Origin of the sequence: Actinopolyspora sabaoui, from assembly GCF_051225635.1 — a bacterium.
Lineage (GTDB): Bacteria > Actinomycetota > Actinomycetes > Mycobacteriales > Pseudonocardiaceae > Actinopolyspora.
In genome coordinates, this window is record NZ_JBMIHH010000013.1 from 58,601 (window position 1) to 83,408 (window position 24,808).

Genomic DNA, 24,808 nt, shown 5'->3' on the forward strand with positions numbered 1-24,808 from the left:
CGCCGACTGCGAGGGTGGTCGGAGTTCGGCCTGGAGAGTGCTCGGGATTCGGTACTCGCCGGTGCCATCCGCCCGGCGATTTTTGGGAAATCGCCGCCGAACGAAAACGACCGGGGCGCCGCGAGGACGCCCCGGTCGTCGATTCGCCGGTCGAGCAACCGTGCTGTGAACCGGTCCCCATGGCAACCGGGTCACTTCAGCGGATGCTGCTGGGCCGGATCACTTCAGCGGAAGCTGGCAGCTGTGCCCGTGCGAGTCGGTGTTCGACGCGAGGCTCATGGTCTGCGCCTTCGCCATGCTGCGCAGCCGGGCGCGTTCGGCCCTGCTCTGCATCCCGTTGACGTCCTCGGTCGTCTGACCGTAGTGCTCGACCACACCGGCCAATGCCCGGGTGTTGCGGATCAGCGCGGTGCGATCGACGTTGCCGAGGTCGTCACCGGCCTTGTGGTAGTTCGGGTCGTAGGCTACGCCCGCTTCGCCGCCCCACTTGGCCGCCTGGGCCTCGGTCTTGACGCCCTCGGCACCGGTGAACAGTCCGCCCGCGGGGATGCCCTCGGCGATGAACTGCCCGTAGTCCGACCGACCGTTGAAGTCGGTTCCCTCGACCTCGATGCCCTGGCGCTGCATCGCCTTGGTGAAGTCCTGCTCGATCTGCGCCGAGCCGTACGGCCCGGGACCGGCTCCCACACCGTCCGAATCGTCACCGTCGTAGGTGAAGTAACCGGCGTTCGGCGACCCGATCATGTCGAAGTTCAGGTACATCGCGATGTCGAGCTGCTGCTCGAAGCTCAGCCCGTTGACGTACTTGGTGGAACCGATCAGGCCGGACTCCTCGGCACCCCACCAGGCGAACCGCACCGCGTTGTTGACGTCGGGGCTGCCACCCATCTCCAGGGCCGTTTCCAGCAGTCCGGCGCTACCGGTGCCGTTGTCGTTGATGCCGGGCCCCGCGTCCACGCTGTCGAGGTGGGCACCCGCCATCACGACGTTGTCCTTGCGGCCGGTGCGGGTCTCGGCGACCACGTTCTCGGTGGTGATCTCGTCGAAGGTGGCGCTGAGGTTCAGGGTGGCGCTCTCGCCCGCCTTCGCGACCAGGTCGGCACCGACGGCCTTGCTGACCGAGGCGGTGGGGATCACGCCCGCGTCGCCGCCGCCCAGGGTGCCGTTGAGCGAGCCCTCGACGTTGTTGTAGATGATCGCGGCGTCGGCGCCCTGCTCGGCGGCGAGCCGCTGCTTCTTTGCGAAGGTGCAGGCACCGCGCTTGACGAGCGTGATGGTGCCGGTAACGTCCGCGCCCTGGTAATCGGACGCCTGGCAACCGGTGGAGTCATCCACCGGTGTGACCGCCAGCGGCGCCTGGACTCCACCGTCGGGGGTCGCGGGCGAGTACTCCATCGCACCGACTTCCTCGACCGGCGAACCCGCGACGCTCAGGGAGACCGAATCGAGGCGGTACTTGGTGTATTCGAAGTCGGGAGTGGACACTTCGTACCCCGCGCGCCGGAGTTTGCCCGCGACATAGTCCACGCTGGCCTGGTACCCGGGTGTTCCGGAAGCACGTGTGCCGTCGTTGCGCTCGGCTATCCGCTGGAATGCCACGAGATGCCGATTCACGTCGTTGACATTGAATCCGGGCCCCGCCGCCGGGGTCGCCGCAGCGGGAACCGCCGTGAAAGCGGCGGTCGCGCCGGTAGCGAGCAGCGCGGCGACGAAGCGTCCTGATCGGACGTTGTGCACTCTCATCTTGCTCCCCGTATCGGGTGAATACGTGTCGGACAAGAGTTCATAAAACTCCCCGGTAAAGTCAAGACGCCATGTCGGTGGAACGGAAGATCGAGATGCCGAAATGTCCCCGTTCACGCGGTCCAGCGACGCACACGAAGACATTTCCCGTTTTTCCCGAAAAACCTGCCCGTGGACGCATTCGAGAATTCCGCCTTCCCAACGCCGGAAAAACCGACACGCCGGGATCGAAAGGCACTCACCACGTCCGGGAGGTGTGGCGGCGCTACGGTCGGGAGCATGCACGCGATCACCATCCGCGAAGCGGGCGAACCCGATGTCCTGGAGTGGCGCGAAGTACCCGCGCCCGAACCCGGCCCCGGCGAGGTGGCCGTCGACGTGACCGCCGCCGGGGTCAACCGGGCCGATCTGGCACAGCGCCAGGGCTCCTACCCGCCGCCCGAGGGAGCCAGCGAGCTGCTCGGGCTGGAGTGCTCGGGCACCGTGGTCGAGTCCGGCCCTGGGGTCACCGGCTGGCGGCCCGGTGACGAGGTGTGTGCCCTGCTGGCGGGCGGGGGCTACGCCGAGCGGGTGGTGGTGCCCGCCACTCAGCTGCTGCCGATCCCTCCTGGACTCGACCGGGTGGACGCGGCCGGCCTGCCGGAGGTCGTCTGCACGGTGTGGTCCAACATCGTGCACGAGGCCGGACTCGAATCGGAACAAGTGCTGCTGGTACACGGCGGCTCGGGTGGCATCGGCACCTGCGCGATACAGCTCGGCCGCGCGCTGGGGGCGAAGGTGGTCGCCACCGCGGGCAGTGAGGCGGGGCTGCGGCTGTGCGAGGAACTCGGAGCCAGTCTGGCCGTGGACTACCGCGAGGGGGACTTCGTCGCCGAGGTCAAGCGGCTCGGCGGGGCGAACGTGATCCTGGACAACATGGGCGGCTCGTACCTGGACCGCAACCTCAGCGCGCTCGCCACCGACGGGCACCTGGCGGTGATCGGGCTGCAGGGTGGCCGCAAGGCCGAACTCGACATGGGGAAGATGCTGGTCAAACGGCTAAGAATGTCGGCGTTGGGGCTGCGGGGCAGGCCGCTGGAAGGTCCGCACGGCAAGGCCGGGATCGTTTACGACGTACGACAGCGGGTGTGGCCGAGGATCGAGCGCGGCGAGGTTCGCCCGGTCGTGCACCACAGGCTTCCGATGCGGGAAGCGGCACGAGCGCACGAACTCATGGAGGCGGGCGGCGTGCACGGCAAGATCCTGCTCACGACCGACCGAGCGGAGTGACCACCGGGCGGAGTGACCGGAACTCGGGTGCTGGGACAGCGGGCCCCGAGTTCTCCCGGCGTCACCACCCGGCATCACGGACGAGTTCCGCCACCTCGGAGGCACACAACCGGCACACCGGTTCGCGTTCCGTGTGGCGCACGCGGCACTATTGAAAGATGAACGGCAGGGACATCGAACCGGGACGAATGTTCGTGGTCGGCGACGAGAACGCTCCGGTGGGCGCCTCGGTCACCCCGAACCAGCCGGTTGGCGACAACAGCGCCGACGGGGACGCCGAGTCCGCGAGCGAACACAGTGATCAAAATCTCGGCGAGCTCGTGGAGCAGCCGACCAAGGTCATGCGAATCGGCACGATGATCAAACAGCTGTTGGAGGAGGTGCGCTCCGCTCCGCTGGACGAGGCCAGCCGGAACCGGCTGAAGGAGATCCACCGGTCCTCCGTCAAGGAGCTGGAGCAGGGACTCGCACCGGAGCTGATCCAGGAGCTGGAGCGGCTGTCACTGCCTTTCGCCCAGGAGGAAACTCCCTCGGAGGCGGAGCTGCGGATCGCGCAGGCCCAGCTGGTGGGCTGGCTCGAAGGGTTGTTCCACGGCATGCAGACCGCGCTCTACGCCCAACAGCTCGCCGCCCGCAATCAGCTGGAGAAGATGCGGCAGGGCGCGCTGCCCGTGGGAGAGACCGACGGCGGTGAACACGATCACCGGGGCGGATCGTCGCACGGGCAGTACCTCTGAACCGTTGAGCGGGCCTCTCCCCTCCTGCCGGAGAGTCACCCGAACCGGTCGGCGGGTGGGGCGTGAGCCCCCCGCCCCCGCCTCCGGCACCGCCCCCGCCTCCGGCACCGGCACCGGCACCGGCACCGGGACATCGTGACCCCGTTCCTCGGACCGTGACCCCCCACCCAAAAGACGGTTACACCCGCCTGGTGGGGGCCGTGCGCTGCATCGATCGAGCAAGCATTCGATCCCCCGTTCGAGTGATCCCGAAACGAACCAAAGTAACCAAGCGGACAATGCTCCCCGGGGTGACTCCCACCGCAACAGCGCGTGCCCCGGTCGGTACGCTGCACAGCGTGCAGGCGACCAGCACGACAGACCAAACCGAAGCGCCCGCGGTAGCGCCCACAACGGCGCGCTCCCGCAGCTGGCGCAGGGTGTTCGACGACATCAGCAGGGCAGCGCAGCAGCGGCAGCTCTGGGCCCATCTGGGGTGGCAGGACGTCAAGCAGCGTTACCGTCGCTCCGTCCTGGGTCCGCTGTGGATCACCATCAGCATGGGTGTCACGGCCACCGGCCTGGGGCTGCTGTATTCGACCATCTTCGGGATGGATCCCGGCGAGTACGTGCCGTACATGACCGTGGGCTTCATCATCTGGTACTTCATCTCCGGATGCCTGACCTCGGGTACGGACGTGTTCATCCAGAACGAGGGGATGATCAAGCAGCTACCCGCGCCGATCAGCATCTACGTCTTCCGGACGGTGTGGCGCGAGTTCCTGCTCTTCTTGCACAACCTGGTCATATATTTCGCGATTCTGGCGATCTTCCGGCCCGATCTGTCGTGGACCGTCTTCAGCGTGTTCCCCGCGCTGTTGCTGCTACTGGTCAACGCGGGCTGGGTGGTGTTGCTGTTCGGGATCGTCAGCACCCGGTTCCGCGACATCCCGCCGGTGGTCAGCAGCTTCATGCAGCTGCTGTTCTTCATGTCGCCGATCGTCTGGCCCATGTCGGCGCTGGAGGCGAACGCGGGACCGCGCGCCTGGCTGGCCCAGATAAACCCCGTCTACCATTACGTGGACATCGTTCGTTCGCCGCTGCTGGGCAGCAACCAGGATCTCTACCACTGGCTGATCGTGCTGGCCATCACAGTGGGCGGCTGGGGCCTGGCACTGCTGATGATGCGCAACTACCGGGCCCGCGTTTCCTACTGGGTCTAGAAGGAGGTCGACGAACCGTGGTCAGTATCGACGTGTGGAACGCAGCGGTTGACTTCCCGATCTTCGACGCGAAGTCGCGCTCGATGAAGAAGGCCATGCTCGGCAAGACCGGGGGCAAGATCGGAACCGACACCAAGGTCCCGATCATCGAGGCGCTGCGCGACATCGACCTCTCGCTGCGACACGGCGACCGGGTGGCCCTGGTCGGCCACAACGGCGCGGGCAAGTCCACCCTGCTGCGGCTGCTCTCCGGCATCTACGAGCCGACGCGGGGCAGCTCGCGCGTAGAGGGCAAGGTAGCCCCGGTCTTCGATCTCGGCGTGGGGATGGACCCGGAGATCTCCGGGCAGGAGAACATCATCATCCGCGGGCTGTTCCTGGGCATGAGCCGCAAGCAGATGGAGGAACGGATCGACGACATCGCCGAGTTCACCGAGCTCGGGAACTATCTGTCGATGCCGCTGCGCACCTACTCCACCGGTATGCGGGTCCGGCTCGCCCTGGGCGTGGTCACCTCCATCGACCCCGAGATCCTGGTGCTCGACGAGGGCATCGGCGCGGTCGACGCCGACTTCCTGGAAAAGGCCAAGGGCAGGCTCAACGAGCTGGTCAAGCGTTCCGGGATGCTGGTGTTCGCCTCGCACTCCGACGAGTTCCTAGCCGAGCTGTGCAGCACCGCGATCTGGATGGAAAAAGGCCAGATCAAGGAGCACGGTCCGCTGCGCGAGGTGCTCACGCACTACAAGGGCAAGGACCCCTTCGAGAACCTCAGCGCGCAGGCGAAGGCCAGGATGCAGCAGGAGCACGCCGGTTCGGCCGCGACCGTCGGAAGCGGCGAGAGCTGATGACGGCATCCGAACAATCCGCACTGCTGCCGGCGGACTCGGTCGTGACGGTGATCGTCACCCGACACCGCCCGGAACTGCTCGCCGAGTCGCTGAAGGTGATCGGGAGCCAGACAAGGCCGCCGGACCACTTGGTGGTGGTCGACAACGGCCCGGACCAACCCGCTGCCGAGGTGGTCGCCGAGTGCCCGATCCCCACGACCTATCTGCCCTCCCGGCGGAATCTGGGCGGCGCGGGTGGGTTCGCGCTGGGCATGATGCACGCGCTCTCGCTGGGCGCGGAGTGGATCTGGCTCGGTGACGACGACGGCCGCCCCGCCGACGAGCACGCGCTGCGAACCCTGCTGGACGAAGCGGAAGCGCGCGGCCTCGCCGCCGTGTCACCGGTCGTGGTCGACATCGACAGCCCGGACACCCTCGCCTTCCCGCTGCGGCGTGGCCTGACGTGGAAACGCCGCCCCGAGGAACTGCGCGGCACCGGCTCCGAGCACGACTTCCTGCCGGGCATCGCCTCGCTGTTCAACGGGGCACTGTTCCGGGCGGGCACGCTGGACGTGGTCGGAGTGCCCGATTACCGGTTGTTCTTCCGCGGCGACGAGGTGGAAATACACCGCCGGATCGTGCGATCCGGACTGCCGTTCGGGACCACACTGCGTACTCGATTCCTGCATCCCAACGGCTCGGGAGAATTCAAACCGATGCTGGGTGGGAAGTTTCACGCACAGGATCCGGAGGATTCCACCAAGCGCTACTACACCTACCGAAACCGCGGTTACCTGCTCGCACAGCCGGGCATGCGCGGAATAGGGATGCTCGAAGTGGCGCGTTTCGGGCTCTACTTCGTGTGGCAGCGCCGGAGCCCGAAGGATTTCCTGGAATGGCTCCGGCTGTTGCGCCTGGGCAGGCAGGAACGTTTCTACCGCAGGTGATCCGGGGCGGCCCACGCCAGGGCCACCCGGCACGCCGGACCGGTCCGACCGCCACGCGGCCGGACCGGAAATCGTCGTGCCACCGGTTCGGCGGCGCGCCGCCGAACATTGGACAAAACGGCGAAAACCAACTCGACGACAATCCGCGCGACGTGTCGGGCGGCACATGCCGGTGATACCGCGAAACAGCGTCGCCTGAACACCTACTATTCTCCACTCGTGCTTAGCGTCGGGCGGAAAGAGGACGAGCGGCCCAATCGGGGAAACGGCTCCGGTGACACCGGAGACCGTGGTGCCGCGAACGAGACCGCTTCCCGCAGACGTCTTCGGGGGATCGCGGCTGTACTCGGAATAGTGGGGACGATCCTCTCGCTGTCGGTGCCGTTCCTGCCCGTCAAGCACGAGATCACCAACCTCAGCTGGCCCACGGCGGAGGGAACCGAGCCGGTTTCCGCCCCGTTGGTCAGCTACTCCCCGGTGGATCTGGAGTTCACCGCGCCCTGCGCGACCGCCCGCAGCCTGGATTCCAGGACCTCGGACTCGGCCAACGTACTGAGCACGAATCCCCCCTCCTCCGAGTACGGCGATCTCACCGGCATGGTGTTACGCGTCGAGGACGGCAGGCTCACGCTGCTCTCCCGCGGGAGCCGGCTCGGCAGCGCCACCATCCCGGACGGGAACTGCACGATCTCGGTGCGCTCCGACGGCTCGCGGACCGTCGCCAGTGTGGGCGAGAAACCACTGGCGAACGCGACGGGCGGGGACCGGCGTCCGCAGCTGACCGGCATCTACTCCGACCTCGACGAGCGGCAGGACCCGGTCGAAGAAGTCTCGTTCCGGGCGCAGGTCGACACCCGGTGGTCCACCAGCGCGACGGTGTTCAAGTTCGTGGTCATCGGGTTGGCGGTGCTGTGCTTCATCGGCTGCGTGATCGTGATCCGCAGGCTCGACCGCCGCGCTGGACGACGTGCTCCCAAACTGGTCCCCACGGGGTGGTGGAAACCCACATGGCGGGACGCGTCGGTACTGGCCGCACTGCTCGTCTGGTGGCTGATCGGAGCCATGACCTCCGACGACGGCTACATCCTCTCGATAGCGCGCTCCCGGGACAGCGCGGGCTACATCAGCAACTACTACCGCTGGTTCGGCGCTCCGGAATCCCCGTTCGGCTGGTTCTACGAGCTCTACTCGCAGTGGGTTCGGATCTCGGCCTCCACCCCCTGGATGCGGCTGCCCGCCCTGCTGATGGGCATCGCGAGCTGGCTGCTGATCAGTCGGGAGCTGCTGCCCAGGCTCGGGCAACAGGTTCGCCGCAGTCACGCGGCGGGCTGGGCCGCCGCCGCCGTTTTCCTGGCGTTCTGGATGCCCTACAACAACGGCCTCCGTCCCGAGCCGGTGGTCGTGCTGTTCTCGCTGCTCGCGCTGGCCGGTGTGGAGCGGGCGGTGGCGACGAAGCGCCTGCTGCCCGCTGCTGTCGGCCTGTTCGGGGCCGCGTTGGCGCTGGGAGCCAATCCGCACGGGCTGATGGCCGTGCTGCCCTTCGTGGTCGCGTTCAAACCGCTGTTCCGGATCGTCAGCCAACGAATCAGGGAGTTCGGCTGGCTGCCGGTACTCGCCCCGATCTCGGCGTGCGGCTTCGCGATACTCAACATCGTCTACTGGGACCAGACCTGGCAGTCGGTGCTCGAGTCGACCCAGCTGCGCGGCGAGCTCGGCCCGAGCCTGAGCTGGTACCAGGAGGTGAGCCGCTACTCACTGCTGTTCAGCCAGATCCCCGACGGCTCGATGACCCGGCGGTTCCCCGTACTGCTGGTGATCCTGTGCCTGATCACGTGTGCCGTGGTGCTGCTGCGACGCGGCCGTATCCGGGGCGCGGCACTCGGCCCGAGTCGCAGGCTGCTGGGGATGACGGCGCTGACGTTCTTCGTGCTGGTGCTCACTCCCACCAAGTGGACACACCATTTCGGCATCTTCGCCTCGGTCGGCGGCGCACTCGCGGCGCTGACCGCGCTGGCCACCAGTGGCACGGTGCTGCGGTCGCGGCGCAACCGTGCCGCGTTCTTCGCGGGCCTGATGGCGATCTGCGCGCTGGCGGCCACCGGACCCAACGCCTGGTGGTACGTCTCGGGATGGGGAATTCCCTGGCACAACAAGCAGCCCTCGGTCCTCGGCTACGAGGCCAGCACGGTGCTGCTGGTCATCGGGGGGATAGCGCTGATCGTCGCGGTCATCGAGCACCTGCGGATCGACGAGCACCGGCCGCACGTGGTCAACCCGCCGAAGCTCGACCGCCACGGCCGCACCGGTGTGGAGGGCCGCAGTCGTGCACTGCGGTTGGGCACCGCCCCCCTCTCGGTGGTCTGCGCGCTGCTGGTCATCGGTGAGCTGGCCACCTTCGGCAAGGCGATCCAGAGCCAGTGGAACAGCTACAGCCTGGGCAAGGACTCGGTCAAGCAGTTGATGGGCAGCAGCTGCGGGCTGTCGGACTACGTGTACGTGGAGAAGGACCCGCTCGCGGGAATGCTGCGGGTCTCCGAGACGCAACCCGACAACCCGCTACCGGATGCCGAGGTCCCCGCCCGCCTGGAGTCCGAGGAGTCGCCGAAAGCGTACCTGGGGGCCAAGATGCGCGGCTTCCGACGCGACGGCCTGCCCCCCGACGACGGCGAACCCCAGGGCAAGGACTGGACTCCACCTTACGACCTGGGCAGCGATGAAGCACCGGTCTGGGGCAGCTACGCCAGCCGGGAAGCCGTGACCGGCGAACTGCGCACCCAGTGGTACGACCTGCCGGAACGTGCCCGCAAGGGCAACGTCCCGATGGTGCTCACCCTGGCGGGCAAGGTGAGCGGTGCGAACAGGATCTATGTGGAGTTCGGCAAGCAGACCGATGACGGCTTCGAGGTGACGGATCGTCGCCGCGTGCTGACGGCTCCCAAGACCGACTGGCGGGACGCCCGGATCAGCGTGGACGGCAGGGCGAAAGGAGCCGAGCAGGCCCGGGTGGTGGCCGTCGACCGCTCTCTCGGCGAGGACGGTTGGCTCGCCTTCAGCGCCCCCCGCGCACCCCGGCTGACGAACATGACCGATTTCATCGGCGACGCACCCGCCTTCGTTGAGTGGACGGCCGCCTTCCAGCATCCGTGCCTGAACCTGCCGGACATCAGCCACGGTATCGCCGAGGTGCCGCGCTTCCGGATCAGCGCCGGTGGCAATTTGCGTTCGGTCGGCCAGGCGTGGTCCTCGCCCGACGCGGCAGGGCCGTTCGGCTGGCTCAACGTCACCAGCAGCATGCGTGAGATGCCGACCTACCTGCGCGGCAACATCCACCGGGACTGGGGCACGCTCTACGCCGTGGACCGGTACCGGCCCGCGGCGCTACCCGCCCAGACGGCCATGGACATCGAGGAGGAGACCCACTGGGGCACGTGGAGCCCGGGGCCGATGAGCAGGCCGGTGCAGCTGCCCGGGGATGTGCCCAGTTCGGACGACCGCAACGACACCTCCTCGGAAGAGGAGTTCGACGGCGACAAGATCGGGCATGTCGACGGGTCCGCCAACCGACGCGGCAGCCAGTAGGCTTTGACGGCTCGGGCGGAGTAGCTGGTCGCTTGGCGGAACCTCCGGCACGGCTCTCGCTGCGGGGAGGCCCGACCTCGGGTAGCGACCTACACAACGTCGGCCTTCCTCACGAGAGCCGCACCGGAGAACCCGCGGCGGTGCGGGTTGCGGAAGTGGTCGGAGTGCGGCCTGCGGACTTGGTAGGGGCTCGGCCCCGCGTCGTAACGGCCCGGCGATTTCGCGGGAAATTGACGGCCGCCCCAGGCCGAACCGCCGTACGCACCAGGTCCTTGCGCAGTGACCCGGCGATTTCGCGGGAAATTGCCGGCGCCCCCGAGGTCAGCGGATCACTCCCGGAAGACGACCCAGCTCACTCCCGGAAGACGACCCAGCGCAGCAGCACGAAGTTGATCGCGGTACCCAGGCCCTGGCCCGCCAGCCAGCATACCGTCCACTTGAGCTGCGCCCCGTAGTGGAAGCCGAACTCGGGCAACAGCAGGAACAACAGCTGGTTGGTACCGATGTTGACGAAGAAGGTCACCACGTAGACCAGTACGAACGCCCCGGCCTTCGCCTTCGTGTTGCCGGTGTTGGCACCGGCGAAGGTGAGTCTTCGGTTCGCCACGTACGAGGCGCTGGTGCCCAGTACGAATGCCAGGGTGCGGGCCGCCCAGTTCGGCGTGTCCAGCGCGAGCAGCGTCATGTACGAGCCGTAGTCCAGCAGCGCGCAGACGACGCCGATGAGTCCGAAACGGATGAGCTGCTCGACTATCCCCAGCTTCTTGGTATCAGGTTCGGCGGTGCTTTCGGCCACGGCCACTCGTTCACCTCGGCTGTCACGACGACACTTAAGCGGGAACCGGGCCGGGCGGTAATCAACCCGCCCACGCGTCACCCGCCGCCCCTGACTCATCGGCAAGTGTAGCCACTCGACCGGTCCAGCGGGGTGGGGCCGGGTTTCACCCGGCGCTGCCGTGCAACGGTACGCAGCTAGACTCGGCCCGGTGGGATCGGTTAACAACGAGCAACGGATGCTGACGGGCTGGGGACGTACTGCCCCCACCACGGCCGAAGTGGTCAGCACACCGGATGTCGAGACAATCGCCCGCGCCGTGCGCGAGGCCGGCCCACGCGGGGTGATCGCCAGAGGTCTCGGCCGCAGCTACGGCGATCCGGCGCAGAACGCCGGTGGAACCGTCATCGACATGACCGCGCTCGACCGGATCCACACGATCGACGTCGACAACGCGCTCGTCGACGTGGACGCGGGCGTGTCCCTGGACACCTTGATGCGCAGGCTGCTCCCGTACGGACTTTGGCTACCGGTACTTCCCGGCACCCGGCAGGTGACCGTCGGCGGGGCCATCGGGGCGGACATCCACGGCAAGAACCACCACTCGCAGGGATCGTTCGGCAGCCACGTGATCTCGTTGGACCTGCTGACCGCGGACGGCGAGATACGCAGGCTCACCCCTGACGGAGAATCGGCCGAGCTGTTCTGGGCCACGGTCGGCGGTATGGGGATGACCGGCATCGTCGTCCGGGCCACCATTCGCCTCAAGCGGGTGGAAACGGCCTACTTCGTGGTCGACAACATCCGGACCCAGAATCTGGACGAGCTGCTCGAGCACTTCACGGACGGCTCCGACGAGAATTACGTGTACTCGGTCGCCTGGTTCGACTCGCTGGCGCGGGGCGACCGGATGGGACGCGCACTGCTCACCCGGGGCAATCCCGCCACTCTCGACGAACTCCCGAAAAAACTGCGGAAGAACCCACTCGGATTCGACGCCCCCCAGTTGATGACGGCGCCGCCGGTTTTTCCGAACGGTTTGGTGAACAAGTACACCATCACCGCCTTCAACGAGGTCTGGTACCGCAAAGCGCCCACGAAATACGGCTCGGTACAGAACATCACACAGTTCTTCCACCCGCTCGACCTGGTCGGCGAATGGAATCGTGTGTACGGTTCCAACGGTTTTCTGCAGTACCAGTTCATGGTTCCGTTCGGTCAGGAACGAACGTTCCGTCGCTCGATCGACAAGATCAGCGCCTCGGGACACGTCTCGTTCCTGAACGTCCTCAAGACATTCGGCCCGGGAAACGCGGCACCGATGTCGTTCCCGGACAAGGGCTGGACACTCACCGTCGACATCCCGGTCACGCCGGGTCTCGATCGGCTGTGCCGGGAGCTGGACGAAATGGTGCTGGAGGCCGGTGGCAGGCTTTACCTCGCCAAGGAGTCCCGCACCACTCCCGAGATGATCGAGCGCATGTACCCGCGCATCGACGAGTGGCGCAAGACGCGTGCCGCGGTCGACCCCGAAGGAATCTTCCGTTCCGACCTGGCCAGGAGGCTGAACCTGTGATCGATGCGGTTGGCAACCCCCAGTCCCTGCTGCTGCTCGGCGGCACCTCGGACATCGCGCTGGCCACCGCCGAGCGCTACGCGCGAGAGCGTCCACTTCGGATAGTGCTGGCCGCGCGCCCCTCCGACCGGTTGGAGGCGGCGGCGGAGCGACTGCGCGAGACGGGCAGCACGGTGACCACGGTCCCGTTCGACGCCCGCAAGCCCGAGACCCACGCGGAAACCCTGGACAAGGCCTTCGGCGAAGGGGACATCGACATCAGCATCGTCGCGTTCGGCATGCTGGGCGACCAGGAGAAACTCTGGACCGACGTCTCGGCGGCGCAGGAGATGGCCGAGATCAACTACGTGGCTCCGGTGACGGTGGGAGTGCTGCTCGCCGAGCACCTGCGCAAGCAGGGACACGGCCACATCGTCGCGCTCTCCTCCGTCGCGGGGGAACGGGTGCGTCGCTCCAACTTCGCCTACGGCTCCTCCAAGGCCGGGATGGACGGGTTCTACACCGGCCTGACCGAGGCGCTGCGCCCCTCCGGAATCAAGGTGACGGTGGTGCGCCCCGGACACGTCAAGTCGAAGATGACCGAAGGGCTCAAGGAGGCGCCGCTGGCGCAGACTCCCGAGCAGGTCGCGGAGATCGTCGTGAACTCGGTGCGCAAGGGCAGGGAACTGGTGTGGGCACCGGCGCAGTTCCGCTACGTGATGAGCGTGCTGCGGCATCTGCCCCGCGCGGTGTTCCGCAGGCTCCCGTTCTGAGCGGACTCCGCGATACGTCCGGATTTCCGCCTTCTCCGGCCTGACCGCACAACCTCCACACGGCATACCGATTTTCGCCCGGTGCTTGTTCTCGTCGAACACGCACCGGGCGAACTCGTCTCCCCGGTCGGCTGACCAGCGCGGCCCGATTCCGCCAAGCACGGCCGCGAGGCGTGACATCGTTTCCGTATTCGGCGAGACTCGACACCGAGCGCCGCGAACAATCACGACTGAGCGTGCCGACGAAAGCATGGAATGTAATTCAGCTCACCGCGTTACACCCCGAAGCAAGACGATTGCACGGGTAAATTCGACTGCGAAACGATAACAGGACGCGACAGTCACGCCCCTTTCGTCCGATCATGGAACGAGACCTGAAAGGGGAAATAGTGACGGTCAAGAATCTTGTGGGGCATGCCGTCGCGCTGAGCACGGCAGCCGCCCTGGTCACGGCCGCGCCCGCGGCCGGAGCGACCGAACAGCCCGAGCAGAGCACGCCGACCACCCAGTCGAGCCAGCAGCAGGCCGACTCCGGTGACGACTCCTCCCAGACCGAGTCTGGGAGCGAAGCAGGCACATCGACCGACTCTTCGGGCTCTGGGGACAGCACTTCCGAGGACGACTCCGGATCGAGCGACGCCTCGGGCTCCGGGGACGGCTCCACCGGTGACTCGGGCAGCGGAGCCACCGAGGACTCCGGGTCCACCGGCGATTCCGGCAGCGGCACCACCGAGGACTCCGGGTCCACCGACTCGACGTCCGGTGATGACACCGGTTCCGGCGGCGACTCGGGCTCCGATTCCGGAGACAGCGGCGATCAGGTCGACGAGGACCCCGGCGCGGGCAAGATCGACGAGTACTACCAGAGCCTCGACGCCGCGGAACAGGAACGCCTGGGCGAGCCGGTCGGTGAAGAGCAGGTCGTCAGCGACTCGCTCCGCTACCAGAAGTACGACAACGCCCGGATCTACTGGTCGGCGGACCAGGGCGTGCACTCCGTCTCGGGTGCCGTGCTCGACGCCTTCGTGAATGCGGGTGGGCACGAGGCACTGGGCGTGCCCTCCACCGGCAGGAAAACGGACGAGGCCGGAACCCCCTACGGCGAGTTCGTGAGCTCCGAGCGGGGAACGAGCGCGATCTACGCGCCGGAGGGCGCGGAAGCCCACGTGCTCGGTGAGCCCGTGCTGCGGAAGTGGCGCGCCGAAGGTGGCGGTAGCCAGTTGGGTTACCCCACCACCGACACCGCCGCGACAGCGGACGGCAGGGGCCAGTACAGCGAGTTCGCCAACGGCGGCGTCATCTACTGGACCGCCGAGACGCAGGCCCACGTGCTGCAGGGCAAGGTCCTGGCGAAGTGGGAGGAGACCGGCGGTGGAGCGGGCCCGCTGGGCTACCCCACCACCGATACCACCGCCACACCGGACAACACCGGCCAGTACAACCACTTCGAGAACAACGGCTCGATCTACTGGTCGGAACAGACCGGCGCACACACGATCCAGGGCCCTATCTACGACAAGTGGGCCTCCACCAACTGGGAACGCGGCCCGCTGGGCTACCCCACCACCGACACCACCGCCACACCGGACAACACCGGCCAGTACAACCACTTCGAGAACAACGGCTCGATCTACTGGTCGGAACAGACCGGCGCACACACCATCCAAGGCGCCATCCGGGACAAGTGGGCCTCCTTGGGCTGGGAACGCGGCCCGCTGGGCTACCCCACCACCGACGAGCAGAGCGCCGCGGATGGTAAGGGCAGCTACATCGAGTTCGCCGGAAGCGATGGCGGCGCCATCTACTCGGCCTCGGAAGGCTCCTGGATAGAAGAATTCGGGGCCACGCACGCCGTCTACGGCGCCATCTACGACAAGTGGATGGCGAGCGGCGGGGTCACCGGACCGTTGGGGTACCCGATCACCGACGAGCTCGTCGGTTACGGGGACGGCTCCGGAAGGTTCAACCTCTTCAGCGGCCAGAACAATATGTTCGCCATGGTCGCCTGGAGCCAGCCGACCCAGGCACATTCCCTGCAGGGAGGGATCGCCTCGAAGTACCTGCTGGAGGAAGGTGGTCCGGGAGGACCCCTCGGTTACCCGACCACCGATCAGCGCATCACACCGGATGGACAGGCCTCCTACAACCACTTCAACGGTGCGGGCGGCAGCTCGATCTACTTCAGCAAGAGTGTCGACAGGGCGCACGCCGTCTACGGCGGTATCCGTGACCGGTGGCGGCAGCTCGGCTGGGAACGCTCCTACCTCGGCTACCCCATCAGCGATGAGATGACCACTGAGAACGGTAATCGCAGGGTGAACTTCCAGGGGGGCTACGTCATCTACTACCCGGAGACCGGTGAGATCGTCGACCGGCCGTGGTGACCCGATGGATCACCACTCGCTGAGCATTCGACGGGTGTGATGGTGTGACATCCCCGAGGGGCCTTCCGGAGCGTTCCGGAAGGCCCCTCGTTGTCACTAACAGGTGAAATAACGGTATGAGCCGTGGGATCGAGCGTGTCCGTGCCACAGCTCCGGCCCACCCGCTCCCAAGCTGGGCATCGTTCGGAGTTCGCCGAGCTGAACAGGAGCATCCCGTGTTTTCCGGAAACGGTTCGATCTTGCGCAGAGCAGTGGCCGGCGCGGCCACCATGCTCGCGGCCACGCTGTCGCTGGGGCTGTCCGGCATCGCGAGCGGCGATGTGGACACTTCCCGCGCGGAACAACAGACCCGGGCGGAGGAGCAGACCCAGAAGGCGTCGTCCGCCGAATTCACCCCCATCGAACATCGGTACTGGAACGATCCGAAGCTGCGTAAGCTGCTCGGTCACCCGGTGGACACCGAGTACCACAAGGACGGGATCTCCTACCAGGAGTTCCAGAACGGCTGGATGTATCACACCAACGACACCGGCACGCACGAAGTGCACGGTGCCATCGCCGACCGCTACACCGAGGTGGGCACGCACGAGACCTACGGTGTCCCCACCACCGACGAGCTGAAGACGCCGGACGGCAAGGGGCGCTACAACCACTTCACGGGGACCAAGGCGATCGGGATCGCCTCGATCTACTGGACTCCGAAGACCGGTGCGCAGGGAATCTGGGGGCCGCCGAGGCAATTCTGGGCCAAGAACGGCTATGAACGCGGTTTTCTGAACTACCCGACCTCCACCACCACGGACACTCCCGGTGGCAAGGGGATCTACACGCATTTCCGCGGCGCGGATCACCACGGTGCCTCCGTCTACTGGAGCGAGAAAACCGGTGCTCACTCGGTGCAGGGTGCGATCCGCGCCCGCTGGCTGAAGCTCGGCGCCGAGAAATCGTGGCTGGGTTTTCCCAAGACCAACGAGTACGGCATCAAGAACGGTCGGCGTAGCGATTTCCAGCACGGCTACATCATCTGGAACTCCAAGACCGGCAAGACCAAGGCGTACCGTTACTGACCGGAGTTTTCCAGCGGGTTGCCGACCCGGTCTCCTCCGGCGCGGAAGTGCCGGGGAGACCGGGCAACTGGCGGATAACACCGATCGCTATCGCATCGTGGATGCGGTTGTGACTCCCGTCGAGTCGGCTGCGAGAATCGACTGTGGATTCGGGGCCGGGGCGATGGGAGACTCGGATATGGCCGTGAAGTGCTCCATTGTGGATAACACGCTGGTCGCTGAGTTCGATTCGACCATGTTCAAGTGGCTACGCGCTTCACTGCCACGATATCGGGAACTGATCCAGGGAAGACTGGACGAATACCGCGAATACGACTGGCTGTGTGAGCGACTCTCGTTGCCGTTGCCGGTCACACCACTGGACTCGACCATGCTCCGCGCGCTGCGCGACAGCTGGTGCGATCCCGTGGACGACGACGCGTTGCGTGGTTGGCTGGAGGCCGACCTGATCAACCGGCTCCGCGAGGACGCGGACGTCGTGCTGCGCACCCTGCCGGCCACGGGTGAACAGCTGGTGCTGCACAACGCCGAGCAGGTCGAGGCGTGGTTCTGGGTGCTGGTGAACATGCGCATCGCCTACGGTGTGGAACACGGCGTGCTCGGCCCCGGTTGCGCCCCCATCGACGAGCACTTCGACAAGACGGCGGACTGGAGCGATCCGCTCACGCCCGCCCGGTTCGCCGTGTGGTGGATGCAGAATGTCGCGGACGTGCTGCGCAAGGTTTCCGGACAGCCCCTGCCGGAGTACTCCTACTACTGACGGGCACTACTGACGGGTACTGCTGCCAGGGTTCGCGGCCCGGTTCGTGCCGGTGGAACGCCAGGGCCGGTGGAATGACAGGGGTGCGTGCGGCGGTCTCTCGCGGAGCCGAGCCGCTGTCGAACGGCGCTCACTCCCCTGAGCGGGTTCACTCCCCCGACCAGAGGACGCCCAACGGCAATCTGCCTCGCGGGATCGCGGAGCGGCCGGGAGGGGCGGGCGCGGGCCATCCCAACGCGATCCCGGTGCGCACCGACCAGGGTGCCTCGAACCCGGCGATCGCGGTGGCCCGGTCGGCGTTGGCCGCCGGGAAGAAGGTTGCCGGGCAGCAACCGAGCCCGAAAGCGCCCGCCGCCGCGATGAGGGTCTGTGCGAACCTCCCTCCGTCGAACTCGGCGTCCGCCCCGCCGCGATCCAGCGCGAGCAGGAGCACCACCGGTGCCTGCGCGAGGTGCAGGGCGTAGTCACCGCAGCGACTCAGCTCTCCCCTGGTGTCCGCGTCGCGAACGGTGTGCACCCGCCACGGTTGGCGATTGCGCGCGGAACCGGTCCAACGGGCCACCTCGAGTACGCGGCGCAGCTCCGCCGCGGTCACCTCGTCATCGGTGAACCAGCGGCTGGCGCGCAATCCGCGCAGCAGCTGCAACGACTCCGGGAAACGGGCACCACGCCCGGGTGATTCGGTCACGATCGAAGTATGGTGCGCTAGGGTGCGAACTGTCGCGAGAGGTCGGCCCAATGCGCCGAGAAGCCGTACGGAGGTTCGCCGCGTGCAGTCGGAGACGACCGCGTCCTCGGAGAGCATGCTCCCCGAACGCAGCAAAGAGGTTGCCCGCCGGCTTCGGGCGGTGGGTGTACCGGGCGAGATCCGGGAGATGCCGGGATCGACCAGGACCGCCGCCGATGCCGCTGCGGCCCTCGGCTGCGAGACGGGCGCGATCGCGGGCAGCCTGGTTTTCCTCTCCGGTGAGGAGCCGGTTCTGGTGCTGACCAGTGGGCGCCACCGGGTGGACACGGAAGCGCTGGCCCTGCGGCTGGGGTGGCAACCGCTCATCCGCGCCAAGCCCGAGCAGGTTCGTCGGGCCACCGGCCAGGCGATCGGCGGGGTGGCCCCGTTGGGGCATCCCGAGGCGCTGCCGACGGTGGTCGACAGTGCGCTGGCGGACTACGAACGGGTCTGGGCCGCGGGCGGCACCCCCCGCACGGTGTTTCCCACCACCCATGACGAGCTGGTTCGGATAACCGACGGCCGATCCCTACCGGTGGCCTCCGAAGAGTGAGCAGATCCCAGACTGTCCGGCGTCAATTTCCCACGAAATCGCCGGGCAGCCGAGGGTGGCACGGGGATGTGGGCGTCAATTTCCCACGAAATCGCCGCGCCATCGACGCGGAGCCGAACTCCGAGCACTCGCGCGGGCCGCGCTCCGACCACCCACGCAGTGGGCACCGCCGCGGGTTCTCCGGTGCGGCTCTCGCGAGGACGCCGGAGACGTTGTGTAGGTCGCTACCCGAAGTCGCCGGACCCACAGCGAGAGCCGTGCCGGAGGTTCCGCCACTCGGCCACCCACGAGCACCGGGCTGTGGAATCCGCATCATCAGTCATGCGGCATGAGCAGCGCGTGTCCCCGGTGCGTGAGTCGGATGCATTGCAAGGCCGGGCCGCTCGCCGCGTAGGTCGCTACTCAAGAGCCGGCCCAACACAGCAAGGCGCCGACTCACGTGACGGCTACCCGGCCACGCACCCCACTCTCCTGCTGACGCTCAAAGGTAGAAGGCGAAGAAGAGACACCCGGCCAGGATGCCGAACAGCACCAGCAGCACCTTGTCCTTGAGAGCCACTTCCTCCGGCTCGCCGGCCACCCCCTTGTCCACGTCCACCGCGTAGCGCAGGATGCCGATCACGAAGGGGATGATCGACACCACTCCCCAGATCGAGTTGTCCACCTGCCGGATGTCGTAGGCCCACATGCTGTATGACATGATCATGATCGCGGCCGAGATGGCCCAGACGAACCGCAGGTACGAGGCGGAGTACGCCCGTAGCGACTTGCGGATCTTGGCTCCGGTCTCGTTGGCGAGTTTGACCTCCGCGTAGCGCTTGCCCGCCACCATGAACAGCGAGCCGAAAGCGACCACGATGTAGAACCACTGGGTGATCTCCAGCCCGGCGGCCGCGCCGCCCGCCACCGCGCGCAGCAGGAAGCCGGAGGCCACGATGCACAGGTCGATCACCGGCTGGTGCTTGAGTCCGAAGCAGTAGCCGAGCTGCACGGCGACGTAGACGAGCATCACCGCCAACAGCCCCATGCTCATCAGACCGGAGATGACCAGCGAGCCGACGAGGAGCAACCCGCACACCCCGTAGGCCACCGGCAGCGGAATCAGCCCCGCCGCGATCGGCCGGTTTCGCTTGGTCGGGTGCGCCCGGTCGGACTCGACGTCGAGAGCGTCGTTGATGAAGTAGATCCCCGAAGCGGCCATCGAGAAGACCACGAAGGCCACGGCCGCGTCGAGCAGGGTCGGAACCGCCCACAGTTCACCCGCGCTGAACGGTGCGGCCAGCACCAGGATGTTCTTGACCCACTGTTTCGGCCGCAGCTCCTTGATCAGCCCGTTGAGCAGCCCGCTCGGGGTTCCCGCAGCGGCGATCACCTTCGCGTGGTAGGCGTCCGAGGACTTGTCCTGGAGCGATCCCTCGGCGGTCGTTGTCCCGGCCGAGTTCGTGGCCGCCGTGCCTTCGGTGAACCGGTCCTCCAGTGCACCGGCTTCCCCGCCCGCCTCCGAGCCGATCAGCCCCTCGGAGTCGGTGCGCACGGCGTCCGCGGTGTCGGCGGAATACGCATCGGTGCTCGAGGATTCGGCGTCACGTTCGGCCTCGATCTCGCGCTCGGTGGTGGCAGTGTCGACGCTGGAAGCGGATCCTGTCTCCGACCGTTTGGACCGCTGTCCGTCGTTGCTTCCCGAAGTGGTCTCCTCCGCGGTCCGGGAATCGGCTTCGCTGCTGTCAGCCACGGTTCCTCCGCCGTTCGCCATATCGACGTACACCCAGCGCGACGGCCCCACCGAGTCCCGAGCCGACCAACACGTCGCTCGGATAGTGAACGCCGAGCACCAGGCGGCTGATCATCATCGGCGGTACCACCACCGGTCCCAGCCCACGTCCGAGCAACCTGCCGTAGAGGATCGCGGCCGTGGTTGTCGAAGTGGCGTGCGAGGAGGGAAAACTCAACCGGCTGGGGGTGTCGACCAGCACCCGGATACCCGGGTCGCCGGGGCGGTTACGCCGCACGAGACGCTTGACCGCGATGGAGGCGCCGTGCGAAGCGGCGACACCGGCAGCGGCCAGTACCCACTCACGACGACGGCGGCGGTCGGTGATCGCCCCGACCGCCCCGACCGCCAGCCAGCCGAGTGCGTGGTCACCGAATTTGGACATGCCCTTCGCGACGGTAACCACCGGTTGTGCTGCCAGCACGTGCTGCACACGGCGCACCGCGGTGGTCTCTGCCGTGACTGCAGCGGGCGGTCCCTCCTCCGTGGTCTGCTCCGACTCGATCGGCTCGATCGGCTCGGTCGCCACGGTGGTCAGCTCTACGTCCACTTCGTCTCCGGCTTCCTCTCCTGCCGAGGTGCGTCCACTCCGGGTGCCCGCCCGGGGCCGGTGTTCCGGTCCCGGATCGGTGCACCCGGCAGTGCCCGACGCTCGGATTCGCTTCGAATCACTCGTACATCCGCTTCCAGGACTCCGGGCTGGTCAGCTCAGGCAGTGCCTGTCGATAGGCGTCCCGTAACCGGGGCCACTCGCTGACGAGCCTGCGGTAGTCCGCCAACGCCCGCCTGCCGAGCCTGCGGAACTCGTCCGGGTCACGTCGCCGGAACACGGTACCGCTTCCGTCCGCGGTGGATACGGTGGCACTGTCCAGCGCACCGAGCAGGAACCAGAGCGCGTTCGAGGAGGGGATGTTCAGCTGCGGCCGGTTCTTGGCGTTCGGATCGGGCGCCTTGAGGTTGTGCAGCAATGCCTGGGAAGCCCGCTTGGCTATCCGCACCGGGTGCACCGGCGGATCCAACAGTGCTTCGGCCAGGGCGGGATTGGCGGAGGGAGTCGGTAGCTCCCCGGCGGAGGAGTAGGTCTGCGCGTCGGAGTAGTTCTCACGCAACTTGCGTACCTCCGGTAAGGCGGTACGCAGGCTCTCGAAAAGCCCCTCCGGCCCGGCCAGGAAGTCCTCCACCGCCTTGAGCTGCACCGCGACCGTGGAGTACTCCATGGAGAACAGGTGCCGCAGCGTGAGCTTGAGACTCTGTTTGACCAGGTTCTTGCGCACGTCGTCCGGGCTGTGCAGCGCGGCGAGGATCAGCCTGTTTCGGGTGTGGAAGTAGGCCGTCCAGTCCGTCGCGTCGTTCTTGTCCGTCCAGGGCATGTGCCAGACGGCGGCACCGGGCAGCGAAACGGTCGGATAACCGCGTTCACCCGCACGCAGGTGGTACTCGGCGTCGTCCCACTTGAGGAAGAGCGGCAACGGCAGGCCGGTCCGCTCGATGACCTCCCTCGGGAACAGGCACATCCACCACCCGTTGTAGGTGGAGTGGATGAGCTTGTGCAGCTTCCTGCTCTTGCGCAGCGGATACTGGGCGAAGTCGTGGTCGGTGGCGGCACCCGGTGCGGCACGCCACATCGCGGCACCGAGATCGACGACCTCACCCATGGTGTGCAGCCGTGACCTGGCCTGAAGATTGAGCATGTGCCCACCGACGATCACCGGCTGCACCGAAGCCCGCGCGAAGGCGTTGGAACGCAGGATGCCGTCCGGCTCCATCGCGATGTCGTCGTCGAACAGCATCACCTGTTCGGCATCGGAGTTGTGGATACCCTCGTACATCACGCGGGTGAACCCACCGGAACCGCCGAGGTTGGGCTGTTCGATGACGTGAAGTTTGTCACCGATTCGGCGAACGGCCTCGTCGAAACCCTCGGTCTCGCGGATCTTCTGCGAACCCTGATCGGCCACCACCACGCGTTCGACGAGGTCGAGGACCTGTGAGTCCTCACCCAGCGTCTGCAGTGTCTGCACGCAGTCGTCCGGGCGCATTGTGGTGGTGCCGACCACGACCCGCTGCTTCGGCAGTTTGAGGTCGGTGGTCCAGGCCGCCTCGTCGAGCTCGATGTCACCCTCGTTGGTGAACAGGTCGAACCAGATCCAGCCGCCGTCCTCGAAGGGCTTGAGCGAGATGCGGAACTCCAGCCGACGCCAGGACTTCGGACTGGATACGGCCGTCCCCTCCAGATGCACGATGTCGCCGTTCGGCTTGGAGCGGTAAACGTCCAGCCTGCCCGAGCCACGAACCTTGAGCCGCAGCACGACCTCGTCGAGCTTCGTCCAGCGCTTCCAGTAACTGGCGGGGAACGCGTTGAAGTACGAGGCGAACGAGATGTTGGTGTGTACCGGAACACGCAGCGATCGACGGGACAACACGGTGGCGTGTTGCGAAGCGGCTTCCGGCTCGTCGAGGTAGAGCGGACGGGCGTCCATCGGATCCTCGGAACGGGGCAGCAACACCCGCTGCAGCACCTGTTCGGCCCCGATCCGCTTGCCACCGGTACGGACCGTGGCCGAGTCGGCGAGTTTGCTCTCACCCACGGCGTACACGGAGTCACTCTCCGCTCCGGAAGCCGCCGTGTCCTGTTCCGAGGAGTTCTGCTCCGCGGCGTCCTGCTCCAACTGATCCGACTCGGCCAGGTCAGGCTCGGTCGGAGAAGTCCGGTCAGTCACGTCAGTCCTCCATCGAGCCGTCCAATGAGCGGCCCTCGGTGAAGTAGGGGTAAACCTTGTTGTCGAACATGCTCAGCGCGGATCCGATGGCCATGTGCATGTCCAGGTACTTGTAAGTGCCCAACCTGCCGCCGAAGAGCACCTTGCGCTCCTTCGCCTCCCGTTTGGCCAGCTCACGGTAGGCTTCCAGCTTCGCTCGGTCCTCGGCCGTGTTGATCGGGTAGTAGGGCTCGTCACCACTCTCCGCGAACCGCGAGTACTCCCGAACGATCACGGTCTTGTCATTGGGATAGTAATCCCGCTCCGGGTGGAAGTGCCGGAATTCGTGGATCCGCGTGTAAGGGATCTCCTCGTCGGCGTAGTTCAGCACCGGCGTGCCCTGGAAGTCACCCGTTTGCATGACCTCGGTCTCGAAGTCGAGAGTTCGCCAGCCGAGCTCACCGGCGGAGTAGTCGAAGTAACCGTCCAGCGGACCGGTGTAGACGACCGGAACGTCGGGCAACTGGTCACGCACGTCGAAGTAGTCGGTTTCCAGCCGCACCTCGATATTGGGGTGGTCAGCCATCCGACGCAGCCAGGCGGTGTAACCGTCCACCGGCAGGCCTTCGTAGGTGTCGCTGAAGTAGCGATTGTTGAAGTTGTAACGCACCGGCAGCCGGGTGATGTTGGCAGCGGGCAGTTCCTTGGGATCGGTCTGCCACTGCTTGGCGGTATAGCCGCGTACGAACGCCTCGTAGAGCGGACGACCGATCAGTGAGATCGCCTTCTCCTCGAGGTTCTTGGCATCGGCGGTCTCGATCTCGGCGGCCTGCTCCGCGACCAGCGCCTTCGCCTCGTCCGGAGTGAAGGCACGTCCGAAGAACTGACAGATCAGCCCGAGGTTCATCGGGAAGGAGTAGATCTGTCCCTGGTACCGGGTGAAGACCCGGTGCTGGTAGTCGGTGAAGTCGGTGAAGCGGGTGACGTAGTCCCACACGCGCTTGTTCGAGGTGTGGAACAGATGCGCACCGTAACGATGCACCTCGATACCGGTTTCCGGCTCGGCCTCGGAGTAGGCGTTGCCACCTATGTGGTGCCTTCGCTCCAGCAGCAGTACTCGCTTGTCCAACTGGGTGGCGGCGCGTTCAGCGATCGTAAGTCCGAAAAATCCGGAACCTACGATTATCAGGTCATAACCTCCGAAGCTCACAGCCGCGAGGGTAGCGTTAGACCGATCGGGTGCCGAAACCGCGTGCCATACGCGACCGAGCGTGTCGGTTTCGCGATCGCGGCTTCGGAAAAACGGCCCGCTCCGCCGGGCGCGTGTGGTGATTTGGTCGCATACTGCCTCGCGATGATGTGGACAACTCACATCGAAATCACGCCCGGGCCTGCCGACAACCACCGCCCGGGCCTGCCGGCAATGTGAGCGAGGCGACT

19 protein-coding genes are annotated in these 24,808 nt (G+C 66.6%); 12 read left to right on the plus strand and 7 right to left on the minus strand.

What is annotated here, in order from left to right:
- Nucleotides 1–219 precede the first annotated feature (219 nt).
- The gene (locus tag ACOQFL_RS21005; RefSeq protein ID WP_435545916.1) at nt 220–1,743 is read right to left on the minus strand and encodes a M28 family metallopeptidase; all 1,524 of its coding nucleotides are present in this window, start codon (nt 1,741–1,743) and stop codon (nt 220–222) included.
- Between the two features lie 279 nt (nt 1,744–2,022).
- Between ACOQFL_RS21005 and ACOQFL_RS21010 the strand changes: the two genes are divergently transcribed.
- The 6 genes from ACOQFL_RS21010 to ACOQFL_RS21035 all read left to right on the plus strand — a co-directional run bounded on the left by ACOQFL_RS21010 (nt 2,023) and on the right by ACOQFL_RS21035 (nt 10,304).
- Nucleotides 2,023–3,012, plus strand: a complete 990-nt coding sequence (locus ACOQFL_RS21010; protein WP_435545917.1) for an NAD(P)H-quinone oxidoreductase — start codon at nt 2,023–2,025, stop codon at nt 3,010–3,012.
- A 158-nt stretch (nt 3,013–3,170) separates the two neighbouring features.
- The gene (locus tag ACOQFL_RS21015; protein ID WP_435545918.1) at nt 3,171–3,749 is read left to right on the plus strand and encodes a bacterial proteasome activator family protein; all 579 of its coding nucleotides are present in this window, start codon (nt 3,171–3,173) and stop codon (nt 3,747–3,749) included.
- 338 nt (nt 3,750–4,087) lie between these two features.
- Nucleotides 4,088–4,951: a galactan export ABC transporter permease subunit Wzm/RfbD gene (gene wzm, locus ACOQFL_RS21020; protein ID WP_435545919.1), complete on the plus strand. Its 864-nt coding sequence runs from the start codon at nt 4,088–4,090 to the stop codon at nt 4,949–4,951.
- Nucleotides 4,952–4,983: 32 nt separating this feature from the next.
- Nucleotides 4,984–5,796 (plus strand): galactan export ABC transporter ATP-binding subunit Wzt/RfbE, encoded by an 813-nt coding sequence (wzt, locus tag ACOQFL_RS21025; protein WP_435545973.1) that lies wholly within the window; start codon nt 4,984–4,986, stop codon nt 5,794–5,796.
- Complete coding sequence (glfT1, locus tag ACOQFL_RS21030) at nt 5,796–6,725, plus strand: galactofuranosyltransferase GlfT1 (protein ID WP_435545920.1); 930 nt, start codon at nt 5,796–5,798, stop codon at nt 6,723–6,725. Before wzt ends, glfT1 begins: the two co-directional genes overlap by 1 nt.
- Before the next feature lie 219 nt (nt 6,726–6,944).
- On the plus strand, nt 6,945–10,304 hold the full coding sequence (locus ACOQFL_RS21035) for an arabinosyltransferase domain-containing protein (RefSeq protein ID WP_435545921.1): 3,360 nt from the start codon (nt 6,945–6,947) through the stop codon (nt 10,302–10,304).
- A 352-nt stretch (nt 10,305–10,656) separates the two neighbouring features.
- On the opposite strand, the gene ACOQFL_RS21040 is transcribed toward ACOQFL_RS21035, so the two are convergent.
- Nucleotides 10,657–11,106, minus strand: coding sequence for a GtrA family protein (locus ACOQFL_RS21040; RefSeq protein WP_435545922.1), 450 nt, complete (start codon nt 11,104–11,106; stop codon nt 10,657–10,659).
- Between the two features lie 211 nt (nt 11,107–11,317).
- Here ACOQFL_RS21040 and dprE1 point away from each other — a divergent pair, with 211 nt between their 5' ends.
- From dprE1 to ACOQFL_RS21065, 5 genes are all read left to right on the plus strand, one after another.
- A complete protein-coding gene (dprE1, locus tag ACOQFL_RS21045) occupies nt 11,318–12,655 on the plus strand; it encodes a decaprenylphosphoryl-beta-D-ribose oxidase (RefSeq protein ID WP_435545974.1) in 1,338 nt (445 codons plus the stop codon).
- Nucleotides 12,652–13,407 (plus strand): decaprenylphospho-beta-D-erythro-pentofuranosid-2-ulose 2-reductase, encoded by a 756-nt coding sequence (gene dprE2, locus ACOQFL_RS21050; protein ID WP_435545923.1) that lies wholly within the window; start codon nt 12,652–12,654, stop codon nt 13,405–13,407. Before dprE1 ends, dprE2 begins: the two co-directional genes overlap by 4 nt.
- A 362-nt stretch (nt 13,408–13,769) precedes the next feature.
- Complete coding sequence (locus tag ACOQFL_RS21055) at nt 13,770–15,791, plus strand: hypothetical protein (protein ID WP_435545924.1); 2,022 nt, start codon at nt 13,770–13,772, stop codon at nt 15,789–15,791.
- A 239-nt stretch (nt 15,792–16,030) separates the two neighbouring features.
- On the plus strand, nt 16,031–16,858 hold the full coding sequence (locus ACOQFL_RS21060) for an LGFP repeat-containing protein (RefSeq protein WP_435545925.1): 828 nt from the start codon (nt 16,031–16,033) through the stop codon (nt 16,856–16,858).
- A 178-nt stretch (nt 16,859–17,036) separates the two neighbouring features.
- Nucleotides 17,037–17,618 (plus strand): DUF2017 family protein, encoded by a 582-nt coding sequence (locus ACOQFL_RS21065; protein WP_435545926.1) that lies wholly within the window; start codon nt 17,037–17,039, stop codon nt 17,616–17,618.
- 148 nt (nt 17,619–17,766) lie between these two features.
- Here ACOQFL_RS21065 and ACOQFL_RS21070 read toward each other — a convergent pair whose 3' ends face one another.
- Nucleotides 17,767–18,306 (minus strand): nitroreductase family protein, encoded by a 540-nt coding sequence (locus tag ACOQFL_RS21070; RefSeq protein ID WP_435545927.1) that lies wholly within the window; start codon nt 18,304–18,306, stop codon nt 17,767–17,769.
- 115 nt (nt 18,307–18,421) lie between these two features.
- Between ACOQFL_RS21070 and ACOQFL_RS21075 the strand changes: the two genes are divergently transcribed.
- Complete coding sequence (locus ACOQFL_RS21075; RefSeq protein ID WP_435545975.1) at nt 18,422–18,898, plus strand: YbaK/EbsC family protein; 477 nt, start codon at nt 18,422–18,424, stop codon at nt 18,896–18,898.
- A gap of 481 nt (nt 18,899–19,379) precedes the next feature.
- Here ACOQFL_RS21075 and ACOQFL_RS21080 read toward each other — a convergent pair whose 3' ends face one another.
- From ACOQFL_RS21080 to glf, 4 genes are all read right to left on the minus strand, one after another.
- Nucleotides 19,380–20,270 carry a decaprenyl-phosphate phosphoribosyltransferase gene (locus ACOQFL_RS21080; RefSeq protein WP_435545976.1) on the minus strand — a complete coding sequence of 297 codons (891 nt, stop codon included), beginning with the start codon at nt 20,268–20,270 and terminating at the stop codon, nt 19,380–19,382.
- Nucleotides 20,271–20,622: 352 nt separating this feature from the next.
- Nucleotides 20,623–21,219, minus strand: coding sequence for a phosphatase PAP2 family protein (locus tag ACOQFL_RS21085; RefSeq protein WP_435545928.1), 597 nt, complete (start codon nt 21,217–21,219; stop codon nt 20,623–20,625).
- 118 nt (nt 21,220–21,337) lie between these two features.
- Nucleotides 21,338–23,257: a glycosyltransferase gene (locus ACOQFL_RS21090; protein WP_435545977.1), complete on the minus strand. Its 1,920-nt coding sequence runs from the start codon at nt 23,255–23,257 to the stop codon at nt 21,338–21,340.
- 133 nt (nt 23,258–23,390) lie between these two features.
- A complete protein-coding gene (gene glf / locus ACOQFL_RS21095; RefSeq protein WP_435545929.1) occupies nt 23,391–24,578 on the minus strand; it encodes a UDP-galactopyranose mutase in 1,188 nt (395 codons plus the stop codon).
- Between the last annotated feature and the right edge of the window lie 230 nt (nt 24,579–24,808).